At 57.4% G+C, this 24,308-nt stretch carries 30 protein-coding genes and 1 tRNA gene; 17 read left to right on the forward strand and 14 right to left on the reverse strand.

Annotated features, from left to right (window positions below; translation table 11 throughout):
• Positions 1-73 precede the first annotated feature (73 nt).
• From AB1E33_RS21860 to AB1E33_RS21870, 3 genes are all read left to right on the forward strand, one after another.
• The gene (locus AB1E33_RS21860) at positions 74-400 is read left to right on the forward strand and encodes a TIGR02300 family protein (RefSeq protein WP_372579362.1); all 327 of its coding nucleotides are present in this window, start codon (positions 74-76) and stop codon (positions 398-400) included.
• A gap of 122 nt (positions 401-522) precedes the next feature.
• Positions 523-598, forward strand: a tRNA-Ala gene (locus AB1E33_RS21865).
• Positions 599-753: 155 nt separating this feature from the next.
• Positions 754-1,209: an Arm DNA-binding domain-containing protein gene (locus AB1E33_RS21870; RefSeq protein WP_372579363.1), complete on the forward strand. Its 456-nt coding sequence runs from the start codon at positions 754-756 to the stop codon at positions 1,207-1,209.
• Between the two features lie 301 nt (positions 1,210-1,510).
• On the opposite strand, the gene AB1E33_RS21875 is transcribed toward AB1E33_RS21870, so the two are convergent.
• Together AB1E33_RS21875 and AB1E33_RS21880 are read right to left on the reverse strand one after the other, a co-directional pair.
• Positions 1,511-2,044, reverse strand: a complete 534-nt coding sequence (locus AB1E33_RS21875; RefSeq protein WP_372579364.1) for a nucleoside deaminase — start codon at positions 2,042-2,044, stop codon at positions 1,511-1,513.
• A gap of 15 nt (positions 2,045-2,059) precedes the next feature.
• On the reverse strand, positions 2,060-3,430 hold the full coding sequence (locus AB1E33_RS21880) for an amidohydrolase family protein (RefSeq protein WP_372579365.1): 1,371 nt from the start codon (positions 3,428-3,430) through the stop codon (positions 2,060-2,062).
• Between the two features lie 98 nt (positions 3,431-3,528).
• On the opposite strand from AB1E33_RS21880, the gene AB1E33_RS21885 reads away from it, so the two are divergent.
• The 3 genes from AB1E33_RS21885 (at position 3,529) to AB1E33_RS21895 (ending at position 6,325) form a co-directional block, all read left to right on the forward strand.
• The gene (locus AB1E33_RS21885; protein ID WP_372579366.1) at positions 3,529-4,449 is read left to right on the forward strand and encodes a LysR family transcriptional regulator; all 921 of its coding nucleotides are present in this window, start codon (positions 3,529-3,531) and stop codon (positions 4,447-4,449) included.
• 342 nt (positions 4,450-4,791) lie between these two features.
• Complete coding sequence (locus AB1E33_RS21890) at positions 4,792-5,886, forward strand: BMP family ABC transporter substrate-binding protein (protein ID WP_372579367.1); 1,095 nt, start codon at positions 4,792-4,794, stop codon at positions 5,884-5,886.
• A 49-nt stretch (positions 5,887-5,935) separates the two neighbouring features.
• Entirely contained in the window at positions 5,936-6,325 is a 390-nt protein-coding gene (locus tag AB1E33_RS21895; protein ID WP_372579368.1) for a HupE/UreJ family protein, read from the forward strand.
• A gap of 172 nt (positions 6,326-6,497) precedes the next feature.
• On the opposite strand, the gene AB1E33_RS21900 is transcribed toward AB1E33_RS21895, so the two are convergent.
• The 3 genes from AB1E33_RS21900 to AB1E33_RS21910 form a co-directional block, all read right to left on the reverse strand.
• Positions 6,498-7,255 (reverse strand): IS5 family transposase gene (locus AB1E33_RS21900; RefSeq protein ID WP_372579369.1). Its coding sequence is split into 2 segments (ribosomal slippage): positions 6,498-6,919 and positions 6,919-7,255, totalling 759 coding nucleotides; the frame shifts between segments, so codons are not numbered across the junction.
• A gap of 447 nt (positions 7,256-7,702) precedes the next feature.
• Positions 7,703-8,119, reverse strand: a complete 417-nt coding sequence (locus AB1E33_RS21905; protein WP_372579370.1) for a hypothetical protein — start codon at positions 8,117-8,119, stop codon at positions 7,703-7,705.
• 45 nt (positions 8,120-8,164) lie between these two features.
• Positions 8,165-8,683, reverse strand: coding sequence for an HNH endonuclease (locus AB1E33_RS21910; protein ID WP_372579371.1), 519 nt, complete (start codon positions 8,681-8,683; stop codon positions 8,165-8,167).
• A gap of 408 nt (positions 8,684-9,091) precedes the next feature.
• On the opposite strand from AB1E33_RS21910, the gene AB1E33_RS21915 reads away from it, so the two are divergent.
• Both AB1E33_RS21915 and AB1E33_RS21920 read left to right on the forward strand, forming a co-directional pair.
• Complete coding sequence (locus tag AB1E33_RS21915; protein ID WP_372579372.1) at positions 9,092-9,673, forward strand: uracil-DNA glycosylase family protein; 582 nt, start codon at positions 9,092-9,094, stop codon at positions 9,671-9,673.
• A 186-nt stretch (positions 9,674-9,859) separates the two neighbouring features.
• Positions 9,860-10,648 (forward strand): SseB family protein, encoded by a 789-nt coding sequence (locus AB1E33_RS21920; RefSeq protein WP_372579373.1) that lies wholly within the window; start codon positions 9,860-9,862, stop codon positions 10,646-10,648.
• Positions 10,649-10,701: 53 nt separating this feature from the next.
• Here the strand turns inward: AB1E33_RS21920 and yghU are convergent, their stop codons facing one another.
• Positions 10,702-11,580, reverse strand: coding sequence for a glutathione-dependent disulfide-bond oxidoreductase (gene yghU, locus AB1E33_RS21925; RefSeq protein WP_372579374.1), 879 nt, complete (start codon positions 11,578-11,580; stop codon positions 10,702-10,704).
• A 257-nt stretch (positions 11,581-11,837) separates the two neighbouring features.
• Between yghU and AB1E33_RS21930 the strand changes: the two genes are divergently transcribed.
• Complete coding sequence (locus AB1E33_RS21930) at positions 11,838-12,359, forward strand: YHS domain-containing (seleno)protein (protein WP_372579375.1); 522 nt, start codon at positions 11,838-11,840, stop codon at positions 12,357-12,359.
• Between the two features lie 214 nt (positions 12,360-12,573).
• Positions 12,574-13,551 carry a Hint domain-containing protein gene (locus AB1E33_RS21935; RefSeq protein ID WP_372579376.1) on the forward strand — a complete coding sequence of 326 codons (978 nt, stop codon included), beginning with the start codon at positions 12,574-12,576 and terminating at the stop codon, positions 13,549-13,551.
• A gap of 84 nt (positions 13,552-13,635) precedes the next feature.
• Here the strand turns inward: AB1E33_RS21935 and AB1E33_RS21940 are convergent, their stop codons facing one another.
• Positions 13,636-14,208: a GcrA family cell cycle regulator gene (locus tag AB1E33_RS21940; RefSeq protein WP_372579377.1), complete on the reverse strand. Its 573-nt coding sequence runs from the start codon at positions 14,206-14,208 to the stop codon at positions 13,636-13,638.
• 126 nt (positions 14,209-14,334) lie between these two features.
• Here AB1E33_RS21940 and AB1E33_RS21945 point away from each other — a divergent pair, with 126 nt between their 5' ends.
• On the forward strand, positions 14,335-15,138 hold the full coding sequence (locus AB1E33_RS21945; protein WP_372579378.1) for an ABC transporter permease: 804 nt from the start codon (positions 14,335-14,337) through the stop codon (positions 15,136-15,138).
• Between the two features lie 6 nt (positions 15,139-15,144).
• Here the strand turns inward: AB1E33_RS21945 and AB1E33_RS21950 are convergent, their stop codons facing one another.
• Positions 15,145-16,029, reverse strand: coding sequence for a DMT family transporter (locus AB1E33_RS21950; protein WP_372579379.1), 885 nt, complete (start codon positions 16,027-16,029; stop codon positions 15,145-15,147).
• Positions 16,030-16,077: 48 nt separating this feature from the next.
• The gene (locus AB1E33_RS21955; RefSeq protein ID WP_372579380.1) at positions 16,078-16,443 is read right to left on the reverse strand and encodes a MerR family transcriptional regulator; all 366 of its coding nucleotides are present in this window, start codon (positions 16,441-16,443) and stop codon (positions 16,078-16,080) included.
• A gap of 79 nt (positions 16,444-16,522) precedes the next feature.
• On the opposite strand from AB1E33_RS21955, the gene AB1E33_RS21960 reads away from it, so the two are divergent.
• From AB1E33_RS21960 to AB1E33_RS21980, 5 genes are all read left to right on the forward strand, one after another.
• Positions 16,523-16,780 (forward strand): zinc ribbon domain-containing protein, encoded by a 258-nt coding sequence (locus AB1E33_RS21960; protein WP_372579381.1) that lies wholly within the window; start codon positions 16,523-16,525, stop codon positions 16,778-16,780.
• 244 nt (positions 16,781-17,024) lie between these two features.
• On the forward strand, positions 17,025-18,212 hold the full coding sequence (locus tag AB1E33_RS21965) for an aspartate aminotransferase family protein (RefSeq protein ID WP_372579382.1): 1,188 nt from the start codon (positions 17,025-17,027) through the stop codon (positions 18,210-18,212).
• A gap of 76 nt (positions 18,213-18,288) precedes the next feature.
• Positions 18,289-19,215 (forward strand): ornithine carbamoyltransferase, encoded by a 927-nt coding sequence (gene argF / locus AB1E33_RS21970; RefSeq protein WP_372579383.1) that lies wholly within the window; start codon positions 18,289-18,291, stop codon positions 19,213-19,215.
• A 119-nt stretch (positions 19,216-19,334) separates the two neighbouring features.
• Positions 19,335-19,673, forward strand: coding sequence for a hypothetical protein (locus AB1E33_RS21975; RefSeq protein ID WP_372579384.1), 339 nt, complete (start codon positions 19,335-19,337; stop codon positions 19,671-19,673).
• A 45-nt stretch (positions 19,674-19,718) separates the two neighbouring features.
• The gene (locus AB1E33_RS21980) at positions 19,719-20,201 is read left to right on the forward strand and encodes a copper chaperone PCu(A)C (protein ID WP_372579385.1); all 483 of its coding nucleotides are present in this window, start codon (positions 19,719-19,721) and stop codon (positions 20,199-20,201) included.
• Between the two features lie 73 nt (positions 20,202-20,274).
• Here the strand turns inward: AB1E33_RS21980 and AB1E33_RS21985 are convergent, their stop codons facing one another.
• The gene (locus tag AB1E33_RS21985; RefSeq protein WP_372579386.1) at positions 20,275-20,973 is read right to left on the reverse strand and encodes an NAD-dependent deacylase; all 699 of its coding nucleotides are present in this window, start codon (positions 20,971-20,973) and stop codon (positions 20,275-20,277) included.
• Positions 20,974-21,018: 45 nt separating this feature from the next.
• Between AB1E33_RS21985 and AB1E33_RS21990 the strand changes: the two genes are divergently transcribed.
• Positions 21,019-21,465: a low molecular weight protein-tyrosine-phosphatase gene (locus AB1E33_RS21990; RefSeq protein WP_372579387.1), complete on the forward strand. Its 447-nt coding sequence runs from the start codon at positions 21,019-21,021 to the stop codon at positions 21,463-21,465.
• On the opposite strand, the gene AB1E33_RS21995 is transcribed toward AB1E33_RS21990, so the two are convergent.
• The 4 genes from AB1E33_RS21995 to AB1E33_RS22010 form a co-directional block, all read right to left on the reverse strand.
• Entirely contained in the window at positions 21,466-22,086 is a 621-nt protein-coding gene (locus tag AB1E33_RS21995) for a class I SAM-dependent methyltransferase (protein ID WP_372579388.1), read from the reverse strand.
• A complete protein-coding gene (locus AB1E33_RS22000) occupies positions 22,083-23,048 on the reverse strand; it encodes a LysR family transcriptional regulator (RefSeq protein WP_372579389.1) in 966 nt (321 codons plus the stop codon). The genes AB1E33_RS21995 and AB1E33_RS22000 overlap by 4 nt, the downstream gene beginning before the upstream one ends.
• Before the next feature lie 158 nt (positions 23,049-23,206).
• A complete protein-coding gene (locus AB1E33_RS22005) occupies positions 23,207-23,518 on the reverse strand; it encodes a hypothetical protein (RefSeq protein WP_372579390.1) in 312 nt (103 codons plus the stop codon).
• Between the two features lie 146 nt (positions 23,519-23,664).
• Complete coding sequence (locus AB1E33_RS22010; protein ID WP_372579391.1) at positions 23,665-23,943, reverse strand: acylphosphatase; 279 nt, start codon at positions 23,941-23,943, stop codon at positions 23,665-23,667.
• Between the last annotated feature and the right edge of the window lie 365 nt (positions 23,944-24,308).

Here is a 24,308-nt window from a genome sequence, read left to right on the forward strand (position 1 = left end):
TTGACAGTCCCTACAGCATATGGCAGGTGACCAGAATCTTCATACGACTCACGTGATATCAAGGGGATTTTCTATGCCCAAGGAAGAATGGGGCGTAAAGCGCGCTTGCCCGACCACCGGCAAACGGTTTTATGACCTGAACAAGAACCCGATCGTCAGCCCCTATACCGGCGAGGTCGTGGAGTTCGACACCGGCAAGAGCCGGATGATCGCCGCTGACGCCGAAGACGCCGCATCGGTCAAGGCCAAGCAGAATGCCGAAGGCGAAGATACCGTTCTGGAAGATGACGACAATGTCGACATCGAACTGGAAGACGATCTGCTGGACGACGACGAGGAAGAGGACAACGTTCCTCTCGAAGAAATCGCCGACGTTGCCTCCGAAGACGACGACGCCTGATGCCTCGCCGCTTTGCCCGGCTGGGCAGCGGCGGCCAAAAAATGCCGGCTCCGACGATTTAACACTTGCGCTCGGGGCTAGCCTTTCATAAACGTCCGCCACTGATTGATCAGTGCAGGATCGGGGCCTTAGCTCAGTTGGGAGAGCGCTTGCATGGCATGCAAGAGGTCAGGGGTTCGACTCCCCTAGGCTCCACCATTTTTCTCCTCAGTTCGAATTCACTCGCAGTCACAGGGCTTTGTAGATAAGGCCTTTGACGTGTCAGTCTTTTTCACCCCCAAGGAAACTTGGGCTCTGCCAGAATTCCCATTGTGGGGGTCTGTGTGGGGTTCGCCAGTGAGAAAGTATGCAAGATGGCCAAACTGACAGACAAGCAGATCAAGGCTGCGAAACCGGGCGACAAGAAGGTCAAGCTGGCAGATGGCGGTGGCCTCGCCCTGATCGTTCACCCAAAGGGCAGCAAGACGTGGATCTGGCGCTACAGGGTCGATGGCAAGCAGCGTGAGATGACCTTGGGCTCCTATCCCTCTGTCGGCCTCAAGGGCGCGCGCCAGCGCGTCGAGGCGCAGAGGAACCTGCTGGACACCAATATCACCCCCGACGTGGCGGAGATGCGCGCAGAGGTACAGGCTCGGTCAGGTCTGACGGACACCACCTTCAACGGGGTTGGGCACCGTATCCGATCCGCCGTAAGAACGGTGACGACGATGACGATCTGTTCGACCACCTCTACGACGAGATCAGTACGCATCGATAGTTGCGTCTATGCATTGGTTTTGACTTTGGCTGCCTCGTTCTTTGGATTTTAGTTCGAGCATTATTGTGGACTGGGCGGGGTGGATTTCGGTTTCTTTCGCTCTGAAACAGATCCAATGATCGAGACAAAACCCTCTATGGGTTTAGTGTTTGCCTTTAACTGTGAACAATACCCGGTAAGCCGGTGGAACTAGATTTTTGACTAACAACACCAATTCTTTTTAGGTTCAGGACCTATAAACCGGCTCAGACATCAACGGCGGCTCCATGTCCGCAGCGGACGTTCGGACAAAACCGCCAATCCGATTTGTGATTCGAATGTCGGCTATCGAATGCCTCTGGATCGTGAGGCAATTACCAAAAACCAATGTGACCGGCAGCGACCTCGTTTTCGATTTCCTCGAATGGACCTCGCGTCACAACTTTTCTCTGCCCGGCAGCAAATACGGCTTCGCACGGCATGTTCAACGTCAGGTTTTCTTCGTTGTCACCAGTTAAGACCGCCAACCGCTTTTCAGTCATTCCGTACACGACAGTTCCAATCCCGGCCCAATAGCACGCACCAGCACACATGCAGCAAGGCTCAACTGAAGTATAAAGGGTACATGTCTCCAAATAGTCCGGTTGATATTTTCGGCTGGCTGTTCGCGCAACGTTCAATTCGGCATGTCCCACACCTTTTTCATACGAATACGTATTTCCGGCGCGAAGCAGGATGTCGCCTTGAGGGCCGACCAATATGGCTCCAAAGGGATGATTACCTGTGTCTCGACATTCCTTGGCTATCTTAATGGTTTCACGCAGATATTTAAGGTCAGTTGACATTTTTTCCATTCCACTTGCAAGCTCGACAAACGCGATTTGCCCGTTGCAGACTCGTTGCAACATAAGCAGTTCCGTTGCTCAAACAGGGCTAACCGCGCCATCCTCATTTTCGGACAGAAAGGCCGCGCGACGTTCAAACAATCCGGGAAGAATTTCGTGAACTTCACTGATCACTTCAGACAGGTCGGCGGTTTCAAGGTGCCCGCCTTTCACGATCTGTTTTCCGTCCACCATTGTCATGACCACGTCTGATCCGCGTGTCGAATATACGAGGTTGTAGTGGAGGTTGAAAAACTCACCGTCACTGATCAACGGTGTCATCCGCGGCGTGTCCGTTCGCACAGCAATTATGTCGGCTTTCTTGCCAACTTCCAACGAACCAATCTCTTCCTCCAGACCAATGCTTTTTGCGCCGTCTATTGTGCCCATCCGCAGGACTTCCCACGCGTCCAACGCACTTGCGTCCAGATTGTTCAGTTTCCCAAGAAGGGACGTGCATTTCATGTCATCAAACATGTCGAGATTGTTATTCTCTTTTTCTCCATCTGTGCCGATACCGACAGCGACGCCAGCCTTTAGCAGTTTTTCTACCGGCGCAATGCCGCTCGCGAGTTTCATGTTGCTGACCGGGTTGTGGGCCACGCCAACGTTATTTGCGGCAAGGACGTCGATTTCAGAATCGTCCAACCACACACAATGCGCAAGAAGCGTATTGCGTGGCTCAAAGAACCCGAAATCCTTGAGAACATGAACCGAACGCTTGCCATAACGACGGTCCATTTCCTGCAATTCAATCTCTGCTTCATTGCTGTGAGTGTGGAAGCCAGTGTCGTATTTCAATGCAAGATCGATGAAATCCCTGTGCTTTTCGGGCGAAGCATAGAACAAATGCTCCAACCCAACCCAAACGTTGACTCGCCCATTCGATTTGCGATGCCAATCTTCCAGAAGTTTCTCGTTAGTTTCCAGAGTTTCAAAATAGTCATAGTCCGGGTGTTCGCCGACATAAGGAACAAGTACTGCACGTGTACCGATGGTGTCTGCTGCTCTGGCGCTGCCGTGCATATAGCGCCACATGTCAACGATGGTCGTCGATCCAGAGAGGGCTGATTCCGCATAACAAAGCCATGAGGCCGCTTCCGCCTCACGCGCATTGAGCACCCGGTGCATTGGGTCAATATACATTCTCAGCCAATCCCAGACTGGTAATCCCTCGGCTGTGCCACGCAAAATACCTGAATGGCAATGCGCGTTAACTATACCGGGCATTAGTAGGCAATCTTGAAGTTCCTGGATTTCTACCTGCGGATTTTCACGTGCCAACCGTTCTCGTGTACCAACAGTCGCGATTTCATTTCCCCGCACTAAAATCGCCCCGTCGTTCAAAACAGTGTTTTGCGCATCCATGGTCAGTACGTGCGGTGCGCAAATCAAAAAATCGCGTGCCATCTCTTAATCCCTTTGAACTTTTGTTAAGTTAGGAGGAAAGGGTGTTCCAATCTATGATAATAAACAGGACAAGCCGGACTGAAAATTAGGACACTTGAATGCCTCTTCTGACCCAAGCCGCCCATGTTATCGAAATTGTTGCCAGCTCCGGCTCGATCCGAAAAGCTTCGGAACGCGTGAACCTAGCTCCGTCAGCGATAAATCGACATGTTCTGAACTTGGAGCGGGAACTTGGAACCCCGTTGTTCCTGCGACATCCAAAGGGGATGAACTTGACGGAGGCAGGGAAGCTGGTCGTCGATTACATCAGGAATTTCCAGATACAAGATCAGGCCATGCGAAGTGAAGTCGAGGTCTTGAAAGGGCGTGCCGGGCATGTGCGCCTGGGGATTATGGAGTGTTTCGCTGAAGGCTTTCTGGCAACGGTTTACGATGAAATGAACAAGCAACACGGGCAGATCGCCATTGATGTTAGTGTTGCCGGCACCTCACAGCTTGTTCAGCAGATGCTGGCGGGTGAACTTGATCTTGTTGTCGCATTTAACATGCCCGGGGATCTCGGGTTTCGATGTCACTATGAAGCAAGGCTGGATATTGGAGCGGTGATGAAGCCCACTCCTGAGTTTAGCTCGAAAGGCTTGGTCGGGAAGGCGGATTTGCAAGGGCAACAGCTGGTGCTTCCAGACCGTTCCTTGTCATTGAACGCGACCGTGAAGTCCATGATCCAGCGCATGGGTCTGAACTCGCAGGCGATTGCAAAATCTAACTCGGTAAGCGCAATCAAACAGCTTGTTGTGCAGGGGGCAGGTGTCAGCTTTTTGACATGGGCGGATGTACGCGACGAGGTAACCCGTGGTGATTTATTGTTCCGCCAGATCGAAGGTCAAAACGTATATGAACTTCTGACCCTCAGTGGTCGAAATCCAGCGCAAATGTCAGAGGCAACACAGGCGCTGGCCCAGATATTGGTGCAAACCCTGGAAACCGTAGAGGCAGGCGCAAAATCCAAGGCCGGGTGAAGAGATCGCTACTGTTCATAGATCACTGACCGCAGCCCGCATCGAGTCGCGTGCCCCGTTGAGAATTCCGCCCTTAGTTGGTTGCGAAGTCTCAACAGAAGACCGCAAGTCGACAACGGTGTTCTAATAATGCGAACAATTCGGGCGAATGTATGCGCTTGATTGCATCAGTTGGTGATTGGTAATTTTCTGCATCAAATCCGAACAGGAAGCCGGAACAGTGCTGGTCTGCGGGCAACGTCGCACGTTGTGTCTCCCCCAGATATTTGCAGAAAAATTGCAAATGTCGAGCGGCAGCGTTCAAGCAGAATGGACCCGGAGGATGAAGAGGGAGGAAGTTCGATGGAAAACAGACGTAAATTCAATAGACTTACTTTAAGTGGGTTTTGTGTCGCTGCATCAATTGCATTTGGCTCAGCTCCCGTTATTGCTGAAGAAAAGTTGAAAGTTGGGTTTGTCTACCCGAGCCCAATTGGTGACAATGGCTGGTCTTATCGGCACGAAGTCGGACGGCAGGATGTCATCGCTCATTTTGGGGACAATGTCGAAACAACATTCGTGGAAAGCGTACCTGAAGGCCCAGACGCCACCCGCGTGATCACTCAGCTCGCCCTATCGGGGCACGATCTGATTTTTACCGCGTCCTTCGGTTTTATGGAGCCTACGCTGCAAGTTGCTGAAAAGTTTCCAGACGTTCGGTTCGAAAACAACACAGGCTTCAAAACTGCGCCCAATGTGAGCGTTTACAATGCTCGCTTCCATGAAGGCCGGGTCATATTTGGAACAATCGCCGGAATGATGACGGAAACGAATACCGTAGGTTACATCGCGTCATTTCCAATCCCCGAAGTCATCATGGGAATAAACGCGTTCACTTTGGCGGCGCAAAAAGTAAATCCGGATATCGAGGTGAAAGTTGTTTGGGTTAACACTTGGTATAATCCAGCGCTGGAAGCCGACGCTGCGCAGGTTTTGCTGGACCAGGGCGCTGATATCATTACTCAGCACACAAACAGCCCAGCACCTTGCCAGCGAGCAGAGGAGGCAGGGGTTTATTGCTTTGGGCAGGACGCAGACATGTCTCAATTCGCTGAACAGGCACACCTAACTGGCATCGTGAACAATTGGGGTCCGTACTACATACGTCGAGTCCAGGATGTAATGGATGGTTCTTGGGAAACCGGTCACACATGGGATGGCATTAGTGATGGATTGGTCATGATGGCACCTTACAATAAATCCCTGCCAGACGGTGTCAAAACGGTCGCGACTGGGATCGAACAAGCCTTGAAAGACGGAACTTTGAATCCGTTTTCCGGCCCCATCGTTGACGCAAATGGCGATACCGTTATCGGACAAGGAGATGCGCTGACTGACAAGCAGGTTCACGAAATGAACTGGTTTGTGCGGGGTGTAGAAGGCGAACTGCCCTCTTGAGGAACCTATTGTTCCTTCATCTTGATGGGAATGTGTTGTTGATCGCTTCTTGGGGTTCATCCCAACTGTCGAATTGGCAATAGCACTTTCAATAATCTACGCAGCTGCAATGGCGGTTTGGCCACCAGAGAAAGGACATGGCGACCTGAAGGCTTTTGCCATCACGCCCGGCATTGGGTTGCTGCACGGGTTTGGGTTCTCCTTCATGTTGCACCAAATTCTACGAGTTGATGCACCAAACGTTTGGCACAGCTTGTTGGCTTTCAATGTTGGAGTAGAGGCTGGACAAGTCATGATCGTTCTATTGGTCTGGCCCTTGGTGTTGTTGTTGCGCAAACAACCAGGTCGTATCTGGGTCAACTCTCGCGCTGTCGTTGCGGCGTGCGCAAGTCTGGTCGCATTGGTTTGGGTAGTGGAACGGGCAGAGTTCTTTCTCTGATCCTTGCGTTTGTTCACTTGAAATACGTTAGTCGCTGGTCGTCTGATACGCGACTTTTGCCGACGCACGGCAAATTTTTGCGTATCGCTTAATCTGCAAGGTTTTTTTGCGAATGTCCGGTTCGGGCTGAGGCTGTGTGAAAACTCCGGCCGTCCGGCGCTAGGGTCAGGACTCATAGCCAGTAAATGACGATAGCGGCGAGCGCGATTGCTGAGAGGAAGACCTTCGGACAGCGGTCGTATCGTGTTGCGATCCGCCGCCAGTCTTTCAGCCTGCCGAACATGATCTCGATCCGATTACGTCGTTTGTATCGGCGCTTGTCGTATTTGACTGTTTTCTTGCGTTGCTTTCGTCCTGGGATGCATGGGCGTATCCCCTTGTCTTTCAACGCTTCTCTGAACCAATCGGCGTCATAGCCGCGGTCGCCGAGCAGCCAATCGACCTCCGGTATGCTGCTCAGCAGGGCCCGCGCGCCGATGTAATCGCTGACCTGCCCAGCAGTGACAAACAGGTTCAGTGGTCGCCCCTGGCTGTCGCAAATCGCGTGGAGTTTGGTATTCATCCCGCCTTTGGTCCGACCGATCAGGCGTCCACGCCCCCTTTTTTAACGCCCATGCTGGTCGCTGTGCGGTGGGCCTTCAGATAGGTGGCGTCGATCATGACAGTCTTTTCTTCGCCGTGATCGGCGGCCAGACCGACCATCATCTGCGCGAAGATGCCCCGATCGCTCCACCGCTTCCAACGATTGTAGAGCGTCTTGTGCGGCACATAGGTTGCCGGGGCGTCGCGCCACCTTAACCCATTGCGGTTTATGAAGATAATCCCGCTCAATACACGTCGATCATCGACGCGAGGCTTGCCATGGGACTTCGGAAAGTAAGGCTCAAGACGCGCCATCTGCGCATCCGTCAGCCAGAAAAGATCAGACATATTCACCGCTCGTTTTTCAGCCGTGAATCACGCATCAAAACGAAAATCAATGGGTCCTGACCCTAGGGGAGCAATGAACCGTTGCTCCGACGTATGATCCCTTGTTCATCTAATACCACCAATACCATCAGCAGTTTAGCTCGAATATGATACACAAACTCCGTGAGTAAATTCACTTCTCAATGGGGTACGACGTCAATTTGTCTACATGTCCGCGATTAATGAATCGTTGTTTAAAGTAACACTACGTGTGAAACGCTGCTCAGCGTCGTAACTCGTTCTCATTTCTATTTTTCAAAATAATTGTTGGTCGCCCGCTATTTGAATATGCACCTTGGGTCAGTTTTGTTGTGCAGATTGCGCCTTGCCCGGTTCGATTGGAAATCCGAAATGCACTTTCGACCTTCCTCTGTGTTTCCACCCGAAGAATTGTCTTCTTATCCAGTTTTACTCGAGTTGATCCTCAAAGCGGAACCCTTCTTCTCCGCTATCAAGCCGATGAGTGTAAACCGCTGGCGGCAGTTCGATACCAATGCTGGGAAAGCTGACGCGGTAGGCCAAGAGGCCAAACAGGCGAACCTGAAACCGTGCGCCTCCATAGTTCCCTTCAAAGGCAATCCCATGAAAAGCGTCTGGTTTGTCGGCCCACAGGTATTTCACTATCTCTTCCGCCAATTCCTCATCTTGATCCAGTAGGACCGTACGAGGCGGATCGAAGGCTTGGTCATAGATCTTGCCGCCTATGAGAAGTGCTGCAAATTCATAGGCTGTCTTCAAAGGAACGAGCGGGCTTATTGGGGGCTCGGAATATGTTGGGCTCGAGGGATGATCTTGCCATTTCCTGACACGCAAGCCTTCCTCCAATTCTGTATCCTGCCCAGCCGGAGCATCTCTCCAGCGCAATATCGCCTATTCAACTTCCGATGCCGTGCCACCTCCTTTTCCGATGCGTGACTTGATCTGAGTTAGCGTGTCTTCTTCCGGCACCACAATAGAGCCGTCCTCCAAGCAAAACACACCTGTCTTGCCATCTTTTCGCACTTTCGACGTCGAAGACAGATCGCCAAATTGACCTTGGTACTCAGCGCCGCGCTCGAGTTGTTCCTTCAACTGGGTGAGGTCTGGCCCTAGCCCCGATGCCGCTTTGCGAAGTTCTGGTGTGAGGCGAGCCGCAGCTTCGAATGTGGAGCCAAATTGACTGTTGCACTCGCGGCAAAGGAAGCGGGAGGTGAGGATACCTCCGAGGCTATCTGGTATTATATGATCAAGGCTCAGTTCCTCTAAACCAAGGCAGGCGATACACCTTGGATGCTCCCACTCAATTCTCAATTTTCGTTCCTCGATGTTGATTATGCTCTGGCCCAGATACCTGAGTGAAGGCAACAAGGACAAGGCGGACGACAACGACGAAGAGGATGAGTGAAGCATCGGCCGAACCTTCTTAGCTCAGTCGGAGCGCTTCATTTGAGGGTGGACAAGAGGCTGCTATTAACAGCACAGTTTTAACTGAAGTTCTTAAACGGGCTGAATTGGAAAAGTAATATAAAACAAATAGATATATCCATTCATTCTATATGCATACTACTTTGAGTCGAATTGTTTGTAGTGACGCAATTGATGCCTTTCGTTTTTGGTAGAATGCAACAGTAAGCAAATTCTAAGCAGGGGCGACTTAGAGGGGTAGATGCAACGCTTGCAACACCTTCATCAGAAGAACCGCCTCTAACATGGGACCGGAATTCCGCGACATCATCTTCTTCTTGCAACAGCTTCGCCCGTTGGACGAATGTTGATTTCAAGGTATAACAACTATCGTTAGGATGCGCTGCTATATCGATGAGTGAATTTGAAACCCTGAAATCCGAATTGCGTGCCTGCACTCTTTGTAGAGATTTGCCGCTTGGACCCAATCCGTTGTTTCAGCTGAGTGAACAGGCAAGAATCCTGATTGTTGGACAGGCGCCCGGCCGTATTACGCACAACAAGGGGCGTCCTTTCGATGATCCTTCAGGTGATCGGCTACGCACCTGGTTAGCAATCGACAAGGACACGTTTTATTCGGATCCAAAGGTAGGCATTTTCCCAATGGGTTTGTGTTTCCCCGGGGGAGGGGCTGGCGGTGACAAGCCGCCACGTCAAATTTGCGCGACAACTTGGCGTGCTCCGGTATTACGGGCTCTACAGGACGTACGGCTCACTTTGATTTTGGGCGCGTATGCGATTGCGTGGCATGCACCATCGCTTAGAGGGATGTCCGTTGCAGACGCGGTAAGGCACTCAAGTGAGTGCGACGACGGAGGTTTTATCCTCCCGCATCCAAGTCCGCGAAACAACCGTTGGCTAAAACAAAATCCTTGGTTTGAGGCAACCGTCGTGCCACGCATACAGCGCAGTGTTCATTCTCTACTGAACAGCTAGGTTGACCAAATGGTCAACTCCTACGGATTGGCGTGACCGAGAGGGACTCGGCGTGGTGTGGTCGTGCGCCTTCGGTTTTGACCTTGCCCCACCCGCCCTGGCGCAATACGGCTTGGCTCAGGAAAAACCCCTGGTTTGAGGCTGATTTGCTGCCGGCTCTGTCGCAGCAGTTGTGGGATGTGAGACATGACTGATCAAACGGCGCTGGATGCCGCCCATGCGGCGATGGAGCGGGACGGAGCGGACGATGGCGCGCGGCTGCGGTTCTTTGAGCGACTGGCGGATAGCGAGCTGTTTTTGCTGCTGACGCAGGAAGCGCAGGGTGAAGAGATTTCGCCCGAGTTGTTTGACGTGGCCGATGGCCGCTTTGTCTTGGTATTTGATCGAGAGGATCGGCTGGCCCGGTTCGCAGGTCGACCCGCGCCTTATGCCGCGCTGTCTGGCCGGGTACTGGTGGGGATGCTGGCGGGGCAGGGGATCGGGCTTGGCCTAAATCTGGATGTGGCCCCCTCGGCCCAGCTGATACCGTCCGAGGCAGTGGACTGGTTGCTGGATACATTGGGTCAGGTACCCGATCAGGTCGAGGGCCACATCGCCGAACTGCACGCGCCTGCGGGTCTGCCGGATCGTCTGCTGAACGCGCTTGACGCCAAGCTGGCCACTGCCGGTGGTCTGGCTCAGGCGGCCTATCTGGTTGGTGTGACCTATCAGGGCGGCGGGCGCGGTCACCTTCTGGCGTTCGTGGAAGCCTATGAAGGTGCGCGCGATGCGCTGGCCAAGGCGACCTCAGAGGCGCTGACCTTTTCAGGCATCGAAGCCGGAGCTATGGATGTGGGTTTCTTTGCCTCAACCGATCCCGTTGCGGCAAAGCTGGCCCGTCACGGGTTGCGCTTTGACCTGCCTCAGCCGGAGCCGTCAGCACCACCACCTGCGGCGCCGGGCATGGACCCGGAAAAGCCGCCAGTGTTGAAATAAGAGATACGCTGGCACTGCAGGCGCGACCGGTCAGGGCCGCGCCAAGAGGCAGATCACTCTGCCGCTGGTTCCAGCTTGTCCTGGGTGCGATGCTCGAAATCGCTCGCGTCATGGCGCTCGTGCAACTGCGTATGCGGCTCACCAAATGCCCGGTTGACCATCCGTCCGCGGCTGACCGCAGGACGGGCGTCGATCTTCTTGGCCCAACGCAGCACGTTTTCATAGCTGGCAACATCCAGGAATTCCGCTGCATCATAGAGCCGCCCGAGCACCAACTGCCCATACCAGGGCCAGATCGCCATGTCGGCGATGGTATAGTTATCGCCCGCAATATAGTCCTTGTCAGTCAACTCGCGTTCCAACACATCGAGCTGACGCTTGGCCTCCATCGCGAAGCGGTTGATCGGGTATTCCCATTTCTCGGGCGCATAGGCATAGAAGTGGCCAAAGCCGCCACCCAGATACGGCGCACTGCCCATTTGCCAGAACACCCAGTTCATTACCTCGGTCCGCGCCGGACCATCTTTTGGCAGGAATTTCCCGAATTTCTCGGCCAGGTGAAACAGGATCGAGGCGCTTTCGAACACCCGCAGTTCGTCATCGCCTGAGCGATCCAGAAGGGCGGGAATCTTCGAGTTCGGATTGACCCCGACAAAGCCGCTGGAGAACTGGTCGCCCTCGCCGATATCGATCAGCCAGGCGTTATATTCGGCACCGGAATGACCCAGCGCCAGCAACTCCTCCAGCATGATCGTGACCTTCACGCCATTTGGCGTCGCCAACGAATAAAGCTGCATCGGGTGATCGCCGGTTGGCAGGTCTTTATCATGGGTCGCACCGGCGATAGGCCGGTTGATGCTGGCAAAGCGTCCGCCGCTTTCGGCGTCCCAAGTCCAGGTCTTCGGAGGGGTATAGGTCGATTGATCGGTCATCAGCAGGTCATCCGTTTCTTGCAGGGCATTAACGGCCCGAGACCCGCAGCTAATACCGCGGTGGCCAAAGTCCAACCCCGGCTGTCGCATAACCCGACATATTGAAACATTTCGGTAGGCGGCGCTCACGAATTCTCGTGCCATGTCACAGCGCCGCGAGCGGGGCTTCGCAAGGGCCGCAAAGCCCCTATTGTCAGTGTCACGCCGGTGATGCACCGGCACCTGATTGCGACATAACCCCTCAGAGGACCCGCCTTATGAAACGTTTTGCCTTTGCCCTTGCGACCGCCGCCGCCACCGCCTTGGCCTTTCCCGCTTTTGCCGGACCGCAATTCATCGACGACACAGGCTTTGCCGTGTCAGGCTACGATGTTGTGGCCTATCGCGACCTGCCGCAGGTAAAGGTCGGTGAGGCGCAGCCCGAAGGCATCAAGGGCAACACAGCTTTCACCTCTGAATATAACGGCGCGACATTCGCCTTTGCCAATGCGGAAAACCGCGACAAGTTCCAGGCCAATCCCGCCTTTTATGCACCGCAATATGACGGGCATTGTGCCTATGGCGTCTCGCGCGGCGGCAAGGTGCCTGGCAACCCGAACCTGTGGCGGATCGTCGATGACAAGCTCTTTCTGAATATCACGCCGAACGTAGTGATGTTCTGGGAAGAGGACATTCCCGGCAATATTGATCTGGCGCAAAACAACTGGCCCGGCATTGAAGCAGACACCGCATCAACCAACCCGATCCCAAACTTCGAGTCAGCTGCTCCGGTCAAATAGCAGACCTGTCGTTTCCCAAGCTACCTCGCAAGCGCTCGGTTCCGGACCGGGCGTTTTTTTGTTGTTTGGCAACACTGCTTACACATGGTAGCAGGTCTCGATTATGCGTTTGCGATAAAAGTGTAGTCTGCGCGGAGTAGTATGCAGGTTTTACCGTTTGGCTATCAACACCGAGTAACATTGTCTTCCAGCAGCACTCCAATGGGGGGCGGACATGAAGAAGCTAACCATTTACGAACTGGATGCTGACCCGCTCAGCAACACCGATGTAACGGTGCTGAACGCGTTTCAGGTCGATATTATCGATACGGATGACTTTCTTGAAAATCCCGACGCAGACGGCAACCCGCAGTTGGCTGTAGGTGGCATCCCCGGCTTCATCGGAGATTCAACGTCGTTCCAGGTTTTTGAAACCTATAGTGGGGATGTTGCCGGGAATCCCGTCACTTTCACGTTGTTGCAATGGCAAGGCACACAATACATGATCTTGACCGCGGGGTCGGTGGACGTTGGCGAGACGATCGAAAATACCAACAACAACATCGTACCGGCGGGCCCCTCCGAATATGATACGCTGCCGGATTTCGTGTGTTTCGTCGTAGGCTCGCTGATCCTGACCCCGGACGGAGAGCGCCGGATCGAGACGCTGAAACCCGGCGATGCGGTCATCACCGCCAACGGTTCCGCCAAGCAGATTCGCTGGATAGGCAGGCGGAGGCTGACCGCTACGGAGTTGCGGCGCAATCCGCATCTAAGACCAGTGCGAATCAAGGCGGGTGCTTTCGGACCGGGGCGCCCGGCGCGTGACCTCAAGGTGTCGCCGCAGCACCGCCTGCTGGTCACCGCCGCCGAGTTGGAAATCTGTTTCGGAGCGCCCGTTATGCTGGCCCCCGCCATGGCATTGGTCGACGGGGTGCAGATCTGCCAGGACACTGCCGAGGTCGGGGTGGAATATGTTCATATCCTCTTCGATCAGCACGAATTGGTGCAAGCTGAAGGGATCTGGTCGGAATCGCTCTATCCCGGGGACTGCACAATCGACGCCATGCCGGAGCAGTCTCTGCGAGAGCTTGATGCGCTTTTTCCCGATCTAAGGGCGACGGCCGGATCGGTGGTCTTTCCGGTTCTGAAACCGTTCGAGGCCAATATCTTCAAGACCAAATTGCGTGTGTGCGAGCCTCGGGTTCGCTGAAGCGCGGCACCAAGCCCCTCGAAACGCAAACAGCCCACGCAGGGTCGGGCGCGGGCTGTCGGGCATTTTTTTCGTGATGGTGCCTCAGCGGCGGCGGTCGCGGCGAGCGCTCATCGGTTGAAAGGCCACGCCCACATGCGCCTCGCAGTAGGGTTTACCTTGCTGAACGGGCAGGCCGCAGAACCAGAAATCCTCGGTGGCGGGGTCACCCACGGGCCATTTGCAGGTGCGCTCGGTCAGTTCCATCAGGCTGATCTTCTTGGCCTTTTTCTCGATCTCGTTGACCTTGGCGAGCGCCTCGGGGCTGATTTCATTGGCCGAAGGCTGCGGCGGCAGCGGCTGGCCAGCCGGAATGATCTGCTTGCGTGGCGGCAGCGGTTTGATCTCGGCGGCGGCAGCCGGTTCGGGGATCGGGCGCGCCGGTTCGGTCTTGGGTGCCGGTTTCGGCTTTGCCTCGGCCTTTGGCGCGGGCTTTTCCTTTGGCTCGGTCTTGGCGGGGGAAGCCCCGCCGGTGCGGTTCGACAGGCCCAGACGATGCACCTTGCCGATCACAGCATTGCGCGTGACACCGCCCAGTTCCTTGGCGATCTGACTGGCCGACTGGCCCTCGCCCCACATTTTCTTGAGCAGTTCCACACGCTCGTCTGTCCAGGACATGGCTTGCCTTTCAAAGCGGGAAAGCGGCCCCTGACGGCGCCGCCTTCGAAATATTACCTGACGCCCTATTCTAATCACTGCCGCCTGAGTTACAAGGCAGATCGGCATCAGATTCGGAGCCAGACCATGCACGACCCTTCAGCATTGGGCCAACGCCGCTTCGGGCGGGTGAACTGGCTGGGCCTCTATACCTTGGCGCAGCGCGAGACCATTCGCTTCCTGTCGGTCTGGACGCAGACCATTCTTGCGCCTCTCGTGACGGCGGGCTTGTTCATGCTGATCTTCTCGATCGCCATCGGGCCGGGGCGGCCCGATGTGATGGGTGTGCCGTTCCTGACCTTTCTGGCGCCGGGAATTCTGACAATGACGGTTATCCAGAACGCTTTTGCCAACACCTCGTCCTCGGTGATGATTTCCAAGGTGCAGGGCAATATCGTCGATACGCTGATGCCGCCCCTGTCGGCGACCGAGATCTTGCTGGGCTATCTGGCGGGTGGTATGGCGCGCGGCGTTCTGGTGGCGCTTGCCATCGCGAGCGGCATGGCGCTGGTGCTGGGTGTGGTCCCGCATCATCCGCTGCTGGTGCTGGTTTTTATCGCGCTGGGGTCGGTGTTTATGGGCGCGCTGGGGCTGGTTGCGGCGATCTTTGCCACCAAGTTCGACCAGATGGCGGCGATCACCAATTTCATTGTCACGCCCTTGGCGTTTTTGTCGGGCACCTTCTATTCGGTCCAAGCCCTGCCGCCGGTACTGAACGTGATCACTCATATCAATCCGGTCTTCTATCTGATTGATGGCGTGCGGTTCAGCGTGATCGGGGTTTCAGACAGCTCACCGGTGCTGGGCCTTGCGATCTGTCTGCTGGTAACATTGGCGGTCTGCGCGATGGTCTGGCGGATGTTGAATAGCGGCTATCGCCTTAAGGCATGAGGCGAGTCAGGCCCGTGCCAGCCGCGCCTCGCGCAGGGCCAGCAACAGCGCACCGGCGACAATGATCGCCGCGCCGGTCAGGCTGACCGCATCCGGGATCACACCGAACACCGCAAAGTCGATCAGGGCGACAAAAACCAGCGTGGCATAGCTGAACGGTGCCACGAAAGACGCATCCGCTCGCGCCATTCCGTTCACAAAGCAGAACTGCGCACAGGCCATCAGCCCACCCAGGCTGGCAAGGGCTGCCCATTGCGCCCCGTTTGGTGCCTCCCACACCGGCAGCACCGCGACCGTGGCGATGGTCAACCCGATGCTGTTGTTGATCAGCAGCACCTGAATCGGCCGTTCGCGCCCCGAAAGCGCCTTTATGAAGATCAGTTCGAACCCAATCACCATCGCTGCCGCAAGCGCCAGCAGCGCTGCGGGCTGGAAACTGGCAGGCGTTGGGCGCAGCAGCACCAGCGCGCCCAATAATGCAATGCAGGCCGCCAACCAGCGAACCGGTCCGACCCGCTCGCCCAATAGCGGAATGGCCAGCATCATTCCAAAGACCGGGTTCAGGAATGAGATTGCGGTGGCGTCGGTTACCGGAATATAGGCCACAGCCGCAAAGATCAGCGTGATGCCGATCCAGCCACAACTTGTCCGGCCCAGATGCAGCCGCCAATGCACCCGGCTCAAGCGGGGCCGTGTTGCCAGCACCACGCTGGCGATCAGCAGGAACGCAAACAGAAACCGCCCGTGGCTGACCTGCATCGGATGCAGCGCCGTGCCAAGCGCTTCCGTGCCAAGCGCCTTGGCCAGCAGGGTCGTGCCCGCCAGAAAGACCGAAGCGGCAACGATCAGCAGGGCCGCAAGGGCTGGGTTCTGGCGGGTGGCACGGGTCATGCGCAAGCGGTGAGGCAAGCCACGCCCTGACGCAAGTGGAAAGTGGCCTCAGGATTCCGTCGGAGGTGTGGCCAACACCTGCTGCGCACGGCGAAGGCTGTCCAGAAACCGCTCGGACCGCTTTATGCGGTAGGTGATCTCGTCGATCCGGGCCTGCAGAAACGCCTCGCCATCGAAATCGTCGCTGTCTGCGGCCTCAAGCTGCGACAGGAACAGGATCACGTCCGCAATACTCATGCCAGCAGCCTGCGCGTCCGCGATCTGTTCAAGCTGGATCAGCGTGTCCTTGGGGTAGTCACGATAGTTGTTTGTAGCCGCCGCGCCGGGGCGTGAGTGGATCAGCCCCTGTTTCTCATAAAAGCGCAGCGTGTCCCGGCTTAGCCCGCTCCGCTTTGACAGTTCACCGATCCGCATGGCAAAACCATTGACTCCACTCCATGGTTTTGATCCTATGAAAGATGCCTGCTGCAAGCAAGCCAGGATGAGGAACGTCATGTCGGACCGATGCCAAAGCTGTGGAATGCCGCTGTCGAAAGACCCCGAAAGTGGGGGCAGCGAGGCGGATGGTAGCCGCAGCGCCACCTATTGCTCGATTTGTTACACCAATGGGGCGTTCCGCCACCCGGATGCCACGCTGACCGAGTTTCAGGCCCATTGTGTCGACGCACTGGCCGCCAAGGGCATGCCACGTATTCTGGCCTGGGCCTTTACCCGCGGCATGGGCAAGCTGGGTCGCTGGCGCGAGGCCTGACGCGGTCTTCACTCGCGATAAGGGGTTTCCAAACCGGAAATCCTTGGGTATGCACTGCCACCATGTTCAAACGCACCTATATTCGCCTGCAGCGACGCCGACGCCTGATCGCGTGATCCGGCCCGTTTGAACCTGCGCCCAGTTTGGCGCACCCTCTCACCAAATCAGTTGACGAACCCGGCCCCGGTGTATCACTCATGTGTTTCACGCGCTTGGGCCCACCCCAGATGAAAAGGATGATCCGATGATCCCGTCCGTTCTGCCGACCTATAACCGTGCCCCGCTTGAGTTTGTGAAGGGCGAAGGCGCCTGGCTGACCGAGGCGGATGGCCGACGTTTCCTAGATTTGGGAGCCGGGATCGCGGTGAACGCATTGGGCCACGCCCATCCGGCGCTGGTCATGGCGCTGACCGGGCAGGCGCAGAACCTGTGGCATGTTTCGAACCTCTACCAGATCCCGCAACAGCAGGCGCTGGCCGACAAACTGGTGGACAACACCTTCGCCGATACGGTCTTTTTCACCAATTCCGGCACCGAGGCCTGCGAATTGGCGGTCAAGATGGCGCGCAAGCATTTTCACGACAAGGACCAGCCTGAAAAGGTCGAGATCATCACCTTCGACGGCTCGTTCCATGGCCGTTCCTCGGCGGGAATCGCAGCGGCTGGCTCGGAAAAGATGACCAAGGGGTTCGGCCCCCTGCTGCCGGGCTTTGTGCTTCTGACTTTCGGAGATCTGGATGGCGTCACCAACGCCATCACCGACAAGACCGCAGCGATACTGATCGAGCCGGTACAGGGCGAGGGCGGCATTCGCCCGGTTCCTGACGCCGAGATGAAGGCCCTGCGCAGGATTTGTGACGAAAATGAGCTGTTGCTGATCCTGGATGAGGTGCAATGCGGCGTGGGCCGGACCGGCAAGCTCTTTGCCCATGAATGGGCGGGCATCACGCCGGACATCATGATGGTGGCTAAGGGTATTGGGGGCGGCTTCCCGCTGGGTGCGGTGCTGGCCACCGAAGAGGCTGCGTCGGGCATGACCGCGGGCACCCATGGCTCGACCTATGGTGGCAACCCGCTGGGCTGCGCGGTGGGCTGCGCGGTGATTGACCATGTCGCCGACACCGAATTCCTTGCCGAAGTAAATCGCAAGGCGGGTCTGTTGCGCCAGAAGCTCGAAGGGTTGGCCGCCGAACATCCCGAGGTCTTTGACCAGGTGCGTGGCACTGGCCTGATGCTGGGCATCAAATGCAAGGCCACCAATATCGACGTGGTGAATGCGGGCTATGACAATCAGGTCATCACCGTCCCAGCGGCCGACAACGTGATTCGGCTGTTGCCACCACTAACCCTGACCGAGGACGACATCGCCGAGGCGCTCACCCGCCTCGACAAGGTTGCCGTGCAGGTCGAAGCCAGCCTCGCATCCGCCTGACCCTCTTCTGTATTCAAAAATCTCAGAGGTGTGGGGGTTGGCCCCCACCTCCGCCATCAGTCAGAAACGAAACGCTATGAACCATTTTCTCGACATCCACAAAACCGAAGCGACTGATCTGCGGGCCATGATCGATCAGGCTGGGGCGATGAAAACGGCCCGCCTGGGTCAACCCAAAGCCGCGCTTGATGCAGACCAGCCGCTCAAGGACCGGATGGTGGCGCTGATCTTCGAAAAGCCCTCGACCCGGACGCGGGTGTCCTTTGATGTGGGCGTACGCCAGATGGGCGGGCAGACCATGGTGCTGTCGGGCAAGGACATGCAGTTGGGACATGGCGAGACCATCGCTGACACCGCCCGAGTGCTCAGCCGTTATGTGGACATGATCATGATCCGCACCTTTGACGAGACCATCCTGACCGAGATGGCCGAATATGCCGACGTGCCGGTGATCAACGGGTTGACCGACCGCACCCACCCTTGCCAGATCATGGCCGACGTTCTGACATTCGAGGAACATCGCGGGCCGATTGCGGGCAAGAAGGTGGTCTGGACCGGCGACGGCAACAATGTCTGCGCCTCGTTCCTGCACGCGGCCGGGCAGTTCGGCTTTGACTTCACCTTCACTGGCCCGGCCCAGTTCGACCCGGAGGAGGAATTCATCGGTTTCGCCCGTCAGAAAGGCTCGACCGTGGTGACCGAGCGCGATGCGTTCAAGGCGGTCGAGGGAGCTGATCTGGTGGTTGCAGACACCTGGGTGTCGATGCATGACGCGCAATCGGCCAAGGAACGCCGCCACAACATGCTGCGGCCCTATCAGGTCAATGCCGAGTTGATGGCCCACGCCAAGCCCGACGCGCTGTTCATGCATTGCCTGCCCGCGCATCGCGAGGAGGAAGCGACGTCCGAGGTGATGGATGGCCCGCATTCGGTGATCTTCGATGAGGCAGAAAACCGGCTGCACGCGCAAAAGGCCATCATGCGTTGGTGCCTCGGCCTGTGATCTGGCGGCCCGGCTGACTTTTCTTGTGGGCCAGGCAGTTGCGTCTGATTGTTGCACAGGCCGGATTAGGCTTGCGCAAGGAAGGCGGCTCTTTCATATGGAGGCCGATGAGAAACCGGATGCGCATCTCCCTTGCTCTGGCGGTCTCGGCGCTCCTGGCGCTGACCGGGCAGGGGCTTGCCATGTCGCGCGGTGTTTCAGCCTCGGTCGGGCAGATGGTGATTTGCACCGGAACCGGGCCAGTCGTGGTCTATGTCGATGCCGAAGGTCAGCCCACCCGGCCGCCGCATTACTGCCCCGACAAAGCGATGTCTCTGCTCGGGGCACTGGAACTGGTCGAGGTGGAACCCAGTGTCGCTCCACCCCCGGTATCCGCGCCGCCGGTCTCCCTGGAACTTGTCCTTGTGCGCGTTCAACCCGGCCATGCCCTGGCGCGCGCACCCCCGTTTGTGGCCTGACTTCGGACTTCCAAGATTTCAGATCTCAGACCAAGGAGAGACCACATGTCTTTCAAATCCCTGCTCCTGTCCGTCCCCACCTTTGTCGCCATGGCAGGCACTGCCTTTGCTGGCGGTATCAGCGTCGAAGATGCCTATGCCCGCGCATCGGGTAAAAATGCCAAGGCCGGTGCGGCCTTCATGGTGATCGTGAACGACACCGATCAGGATGATCGCCTGATCGGGGTTGCCGCCGAGATCTCGTCACGGGTGGAACTGCACACTCATCGCGAAAGCGGCGATGGGGTGATGCAGATGATCCATGTGGAAGAGGGCTTTGAGATCCCGGCGGGTGAAAGTCACGCGCTGGCGCGCGGCGGTGATCACGTGATGTTCATGGGGCTGAACCGATCGCTGGAGCATGGCGATACGGTTCCCGTGACGCTGATTTTCGAGCAGGCCGGTGAGGTGCAGATCGACATCCTTGTCGATCTGGAGCGCAAGCCCGATCATGGTGTTATGAAACACAAGACCCACAGCGATGGTTGAACCGGGGACGCCCGGTCTCGGGCCGCGCTGCGGCCGTCGCCCGCGCGTCGGTCCGGGGCGGTGCCCGGACCGGTCAGCGCGCTTTGGCCAGCAGGTTCTCGACCCAAGAGGGAACCGTGCTGGTGGCAGGGCCGGTCACAACTTGATCAAAGGCGGAGGCTCCGTCGGAGGGGTCCAGGTTGATCTCTACCGTTGCAGCGCCCGCACGCCGTGCTCCCTGTACAAAGCCCGCCGCCGGATAGACCTGGCCCGAGGTGCCGATCGCAGCAAAGATGTCGGTGCTGTCCAGGTGATCGAATATCTCATCCATGAAGTACGGCATTTCGCCAAACCAGACCACATCGGGCCGCCCGGCAGCGACTTGGCAGACGGGGCAGGGCTGCCCGCTTTGCATCTCGGTCGGGGCTTGCCAGCGATGGTCACACACCGCGCAGAGCGCGCCGGCCAGCGAGCCGTGCATGTGGATCACGCGCTCTGCTCCGGCGGCTTCGTGCAGGCTGTCCACGTTCTGCGTGACGATAACGACCTCGCTCGGCCAGTGCCGTTGTAGCCGTGCCAGCGCCGTGTGCGCGGGGTTTGGTTTGGCCGCTGCCGCCTGAACGCGGCGGGCATTGTAGAAGGCATGCACAAGTTCGGGATTTCGGGCGAAGCCCTCGGGAGTGGCCACATCCTCGATCCGGTGCTGCGCCCAGAGTCCATCTTCGTCGCGAAACGTGCCCAGCCCGCTTTCTGCGGAAATTCCTGCCCCGGTGAGGATCACGATCTTTTCCATGTCAGTCTTTCTGGTCTATTCCTGTCCGGCAAAGGAGCCGTACCCATGACCCATCGTATCCTGTTTGTCTGTCTTGGAAACATTTGCCGTTCGCCCGCCGCCGAAGCCGTGTTTCGAGCGTTGATGCCCGAAGCCCACACCGATAGCGCGGGAACATCGGATTGGCATGTGGGTAGGCCGCCCTATGCGCCGATGCAGGAGGCGGCCGGCGCGCGCGGTATCGACATGTCGGACTTGCGAGGGCGTCAGTTCTCGCGTGCCGATTTCGATCTGTTCGACCTGATCATTGCCATGGACGCAAGCAATATGGCCGATATCGAGGCCCAGCGCCCGGCGGGGCACGCGACGTCCGTACGCCTGTTAACCGATTTTGCCTCTGAAAGCGGCATGGATCACGTGCCCGATCCCTACTACACGCGCGATTTCGATCAGGCGCTTGATCTGATCGAGCAGGGCGCGCGAGGCCTGCAAAACTCCTTGCGGGGCAAGTAATCAACCGCTCTTTTGCGCCAGCAGTAAGGTCATCCCGTAACACTCTGGGTCCTGCGGGGTGAAGGCCACGACCTGCAAGCCGTGCTCTGCAAGGATGTCGGTATATTCCTGTGGCGACAGGCTTGCGTGATACACCGAGTCATCTCCGACTTTACCGGCGACCTCGCCTGCTTCGGGCCCCACGGTCAGCAACATCGCGCCGTCTGTACGCAGGTGCCGGGCCAAGCCCGGAAGCACGTCCCGCTGTTCGGCCTGCGTCAGGTGGAAGAAGCTGGTCCAGCCGATAATTCCGTCGAACCGCTCGGCTAGATTCAGCCCCCGCATGTCGCCAAGCCGCCAGTCGCCTTCAGGGTGTCGTTGCCGGGCGATGCGGATCATGGCATTTGAAGCATCCATCCCGACGACACGGTGCCCCAGCCGCAAGAAATAGGTCGCGATGGGCTCGCCGGACCCGCAGCCAAGGTCCAGGATGCTGGCCCGATCCGGCAGCAGCGCACCGAACCGGTCGAGCCAGGGTTTTTCCACCAACGCCCGGGGCCGAGTGTGTGCAAACCAGTCGGCATTGCGCTCATAGACCTGCTGTGTCCGGCGCGCGAGGTCCGAGGGCGTCTTGCCAGTCAACCCGCGATGACCTTGAACTGATCGCCTAGCCAGGGCATCTGCGTCACTGCCGGGTCGATCATCTGACTTTGCACCAGCCGGCGCATCATCTGCGCCACATCGCGTGGCACCGTGTCGGCCCAATCGGCCCCGGCAAAAAGCGAGATAGTTCGGGCAAAGGGCGCGGTGGGCAGGGGGAAGGCTTCGATCTGACCGTGGAACCGGCCCGCCCGCATGAAGCCCAGCGGCGTGGTCACCGCCCAGCCCAGACGCCGCCCGGCCATGGCCATCAGGGCCAGATGCGAGCCGATCTCGAAACGATGCTCGAAATGCAGGTTCTGCCGGGTCAGATAACCCTCGATCTGGTGGCAGATCAGCTGCTCGTCAGTATAGCGCAGCAAGGCCAGGTCGCGCAGCTGATCGAAGACGGCCATATCGCCCGAGACCATTCCCCTGGGTGCCACCACCATGAACGGATCGCTGACCAGGGGATATTCTGTGACTCCCTCAAGCGGCTCACCGGGGCTGGCGGCCACCGCGATATGCAGGTCTTGCGCGCGCATCGCCGCGCTGATCTCGCGGCTGGGCGCGGTGATCAGCTTGAACCGGCATTGCGTCAGGCTGTTGGCCAGCATAGTGGCCAGGCGCGGGGTCAGATCGTTGTCGAAATCGTCGATCAATCCGATCGAGAGTGTGGTCAGATGGCTCAGGTCCATCACTGTCAATTCGCTCTGCGCCAGCCGCAGTTCACCCAGCGCCGACTCGGTGCGGGACAGAAAGGATCGCCCTGCCGGGGTCAGCCGCATGGGGCGTTTGCCGTGATCGACCAGATCGATGCCCAGCGCCGTTTCGAGATTGCGCAGCTGCTGGCTGACGGCAGGCTGGCTCAGCCCCGTGGTTTCAGCGGCCTGCGCCACCGATCCGGTCCGCGCGAGCGCCTCGAACACTTCGAGACCGCGCAATGTCACGCCTTTGGTCAGCATGTCATCTCCGCCCGTAGTTTCCGGTTTTCTTAACCCCTGCAGCGAGGGCGTCAAGAAAATCGTCGAAATCCCGGCGGGAGGGCGCCGAGTGTATAAGTTTTAAGAAATCAGAGCGGCAATCAGGGACAAGACATTGCCCCGTCCATCTATAGAACCGATCAGCGGCAGGAATTCTGTGCCCGCGCGCCAAAGGCCTTGTAGCGCCGCCAGAGTCGTTCATCGCTGCTCCGGTCGGACATGCGGATTTCCTGCGCCTCATGCGGGTCCGAGAACCAATGGGCCACCTTGCGCCGCTCCGCCGCGCTGAGCGATTGGTTTGCCACCCGCTGGATGCAATTGCACAACCGCGTATTGGCCGCAGGCCGGTCAGAGGCACGGCATGCCTTGCTGATCGCACCTGCATCCACAGGCAATGGCGCCATCGCGGCCAGACTGCCCGCGCATAGAACGACTGTCAGAATCTTCTTCATCTCGCACCTCAAACTTCACGACGGAGTTTGCCCCCATTCGAATTAACAAAGAGTATGTCGCAAAGTGATTCGCCGATCAACGCCCTTGTCACCCCAGGGCTGCACTTAACGACAGGTGGTGACGCTGCAGCGCGCGCTCGGGCCAATCATCGCAAAACGACAAACCCCTTCGTCTTTGGGGCGGGTGAGGGATAAACCTCCACCAAATCAACCCGCGCCGCAGGTGGCCCCATGTGCAGGAGCGCCACCATCTCGTCGACCCGCGCAACAGGCCCGGACAGACAGGCTGCGACCGAGCCATCCGCCTCATTGCGCACCCAACCCTCCAATCCCAACCGCTCAGCTTCCTGTCGCGTCCAACCCCGAAACCAGACGCCCTGCACGCCACCGGTGATCTTCACGGTGATGGATTTGGTCATGGTCATTCGCATGCCCCAGCGCTGAACACCACTCAAGTTTCAACGGAATGCGCACAGAAACAAGGCTGAAAGTCGCCGCGCGCGCCCTTGGTTTGACCACAAAATGCAAACAAGACCGTCTTTTGCCATGCACAGAACGATTGCTGACCGGCTTGAAAACTCCCAGATGGGTTACTTACTCTACAAGCAGAGGCCAGTTCCCAAGGTCGAAAGGCGCAAGATTTGCAGGAGCGAAGATCAGAGCCTAGCAAATTGCCATTCTGGGCGACAGCCGGATTTGCAACCTCTGTGGGTGTTTCGTGTGCTTGGGTAGGCTTGGCCTATCTTGCGTTTTACTTCCCGGAAACCGTCCTGGGCGGCAGGAGTTTTCT

It is taken from the genome of Ruegeria hyattellae, assembly GCF_041537925.1.
Lineage (GTDB): Bacteria > Pseudomonadota > Alphaproteobacteria > Rhodobacterales > Rhodobacteraceae > Ruegeria_C.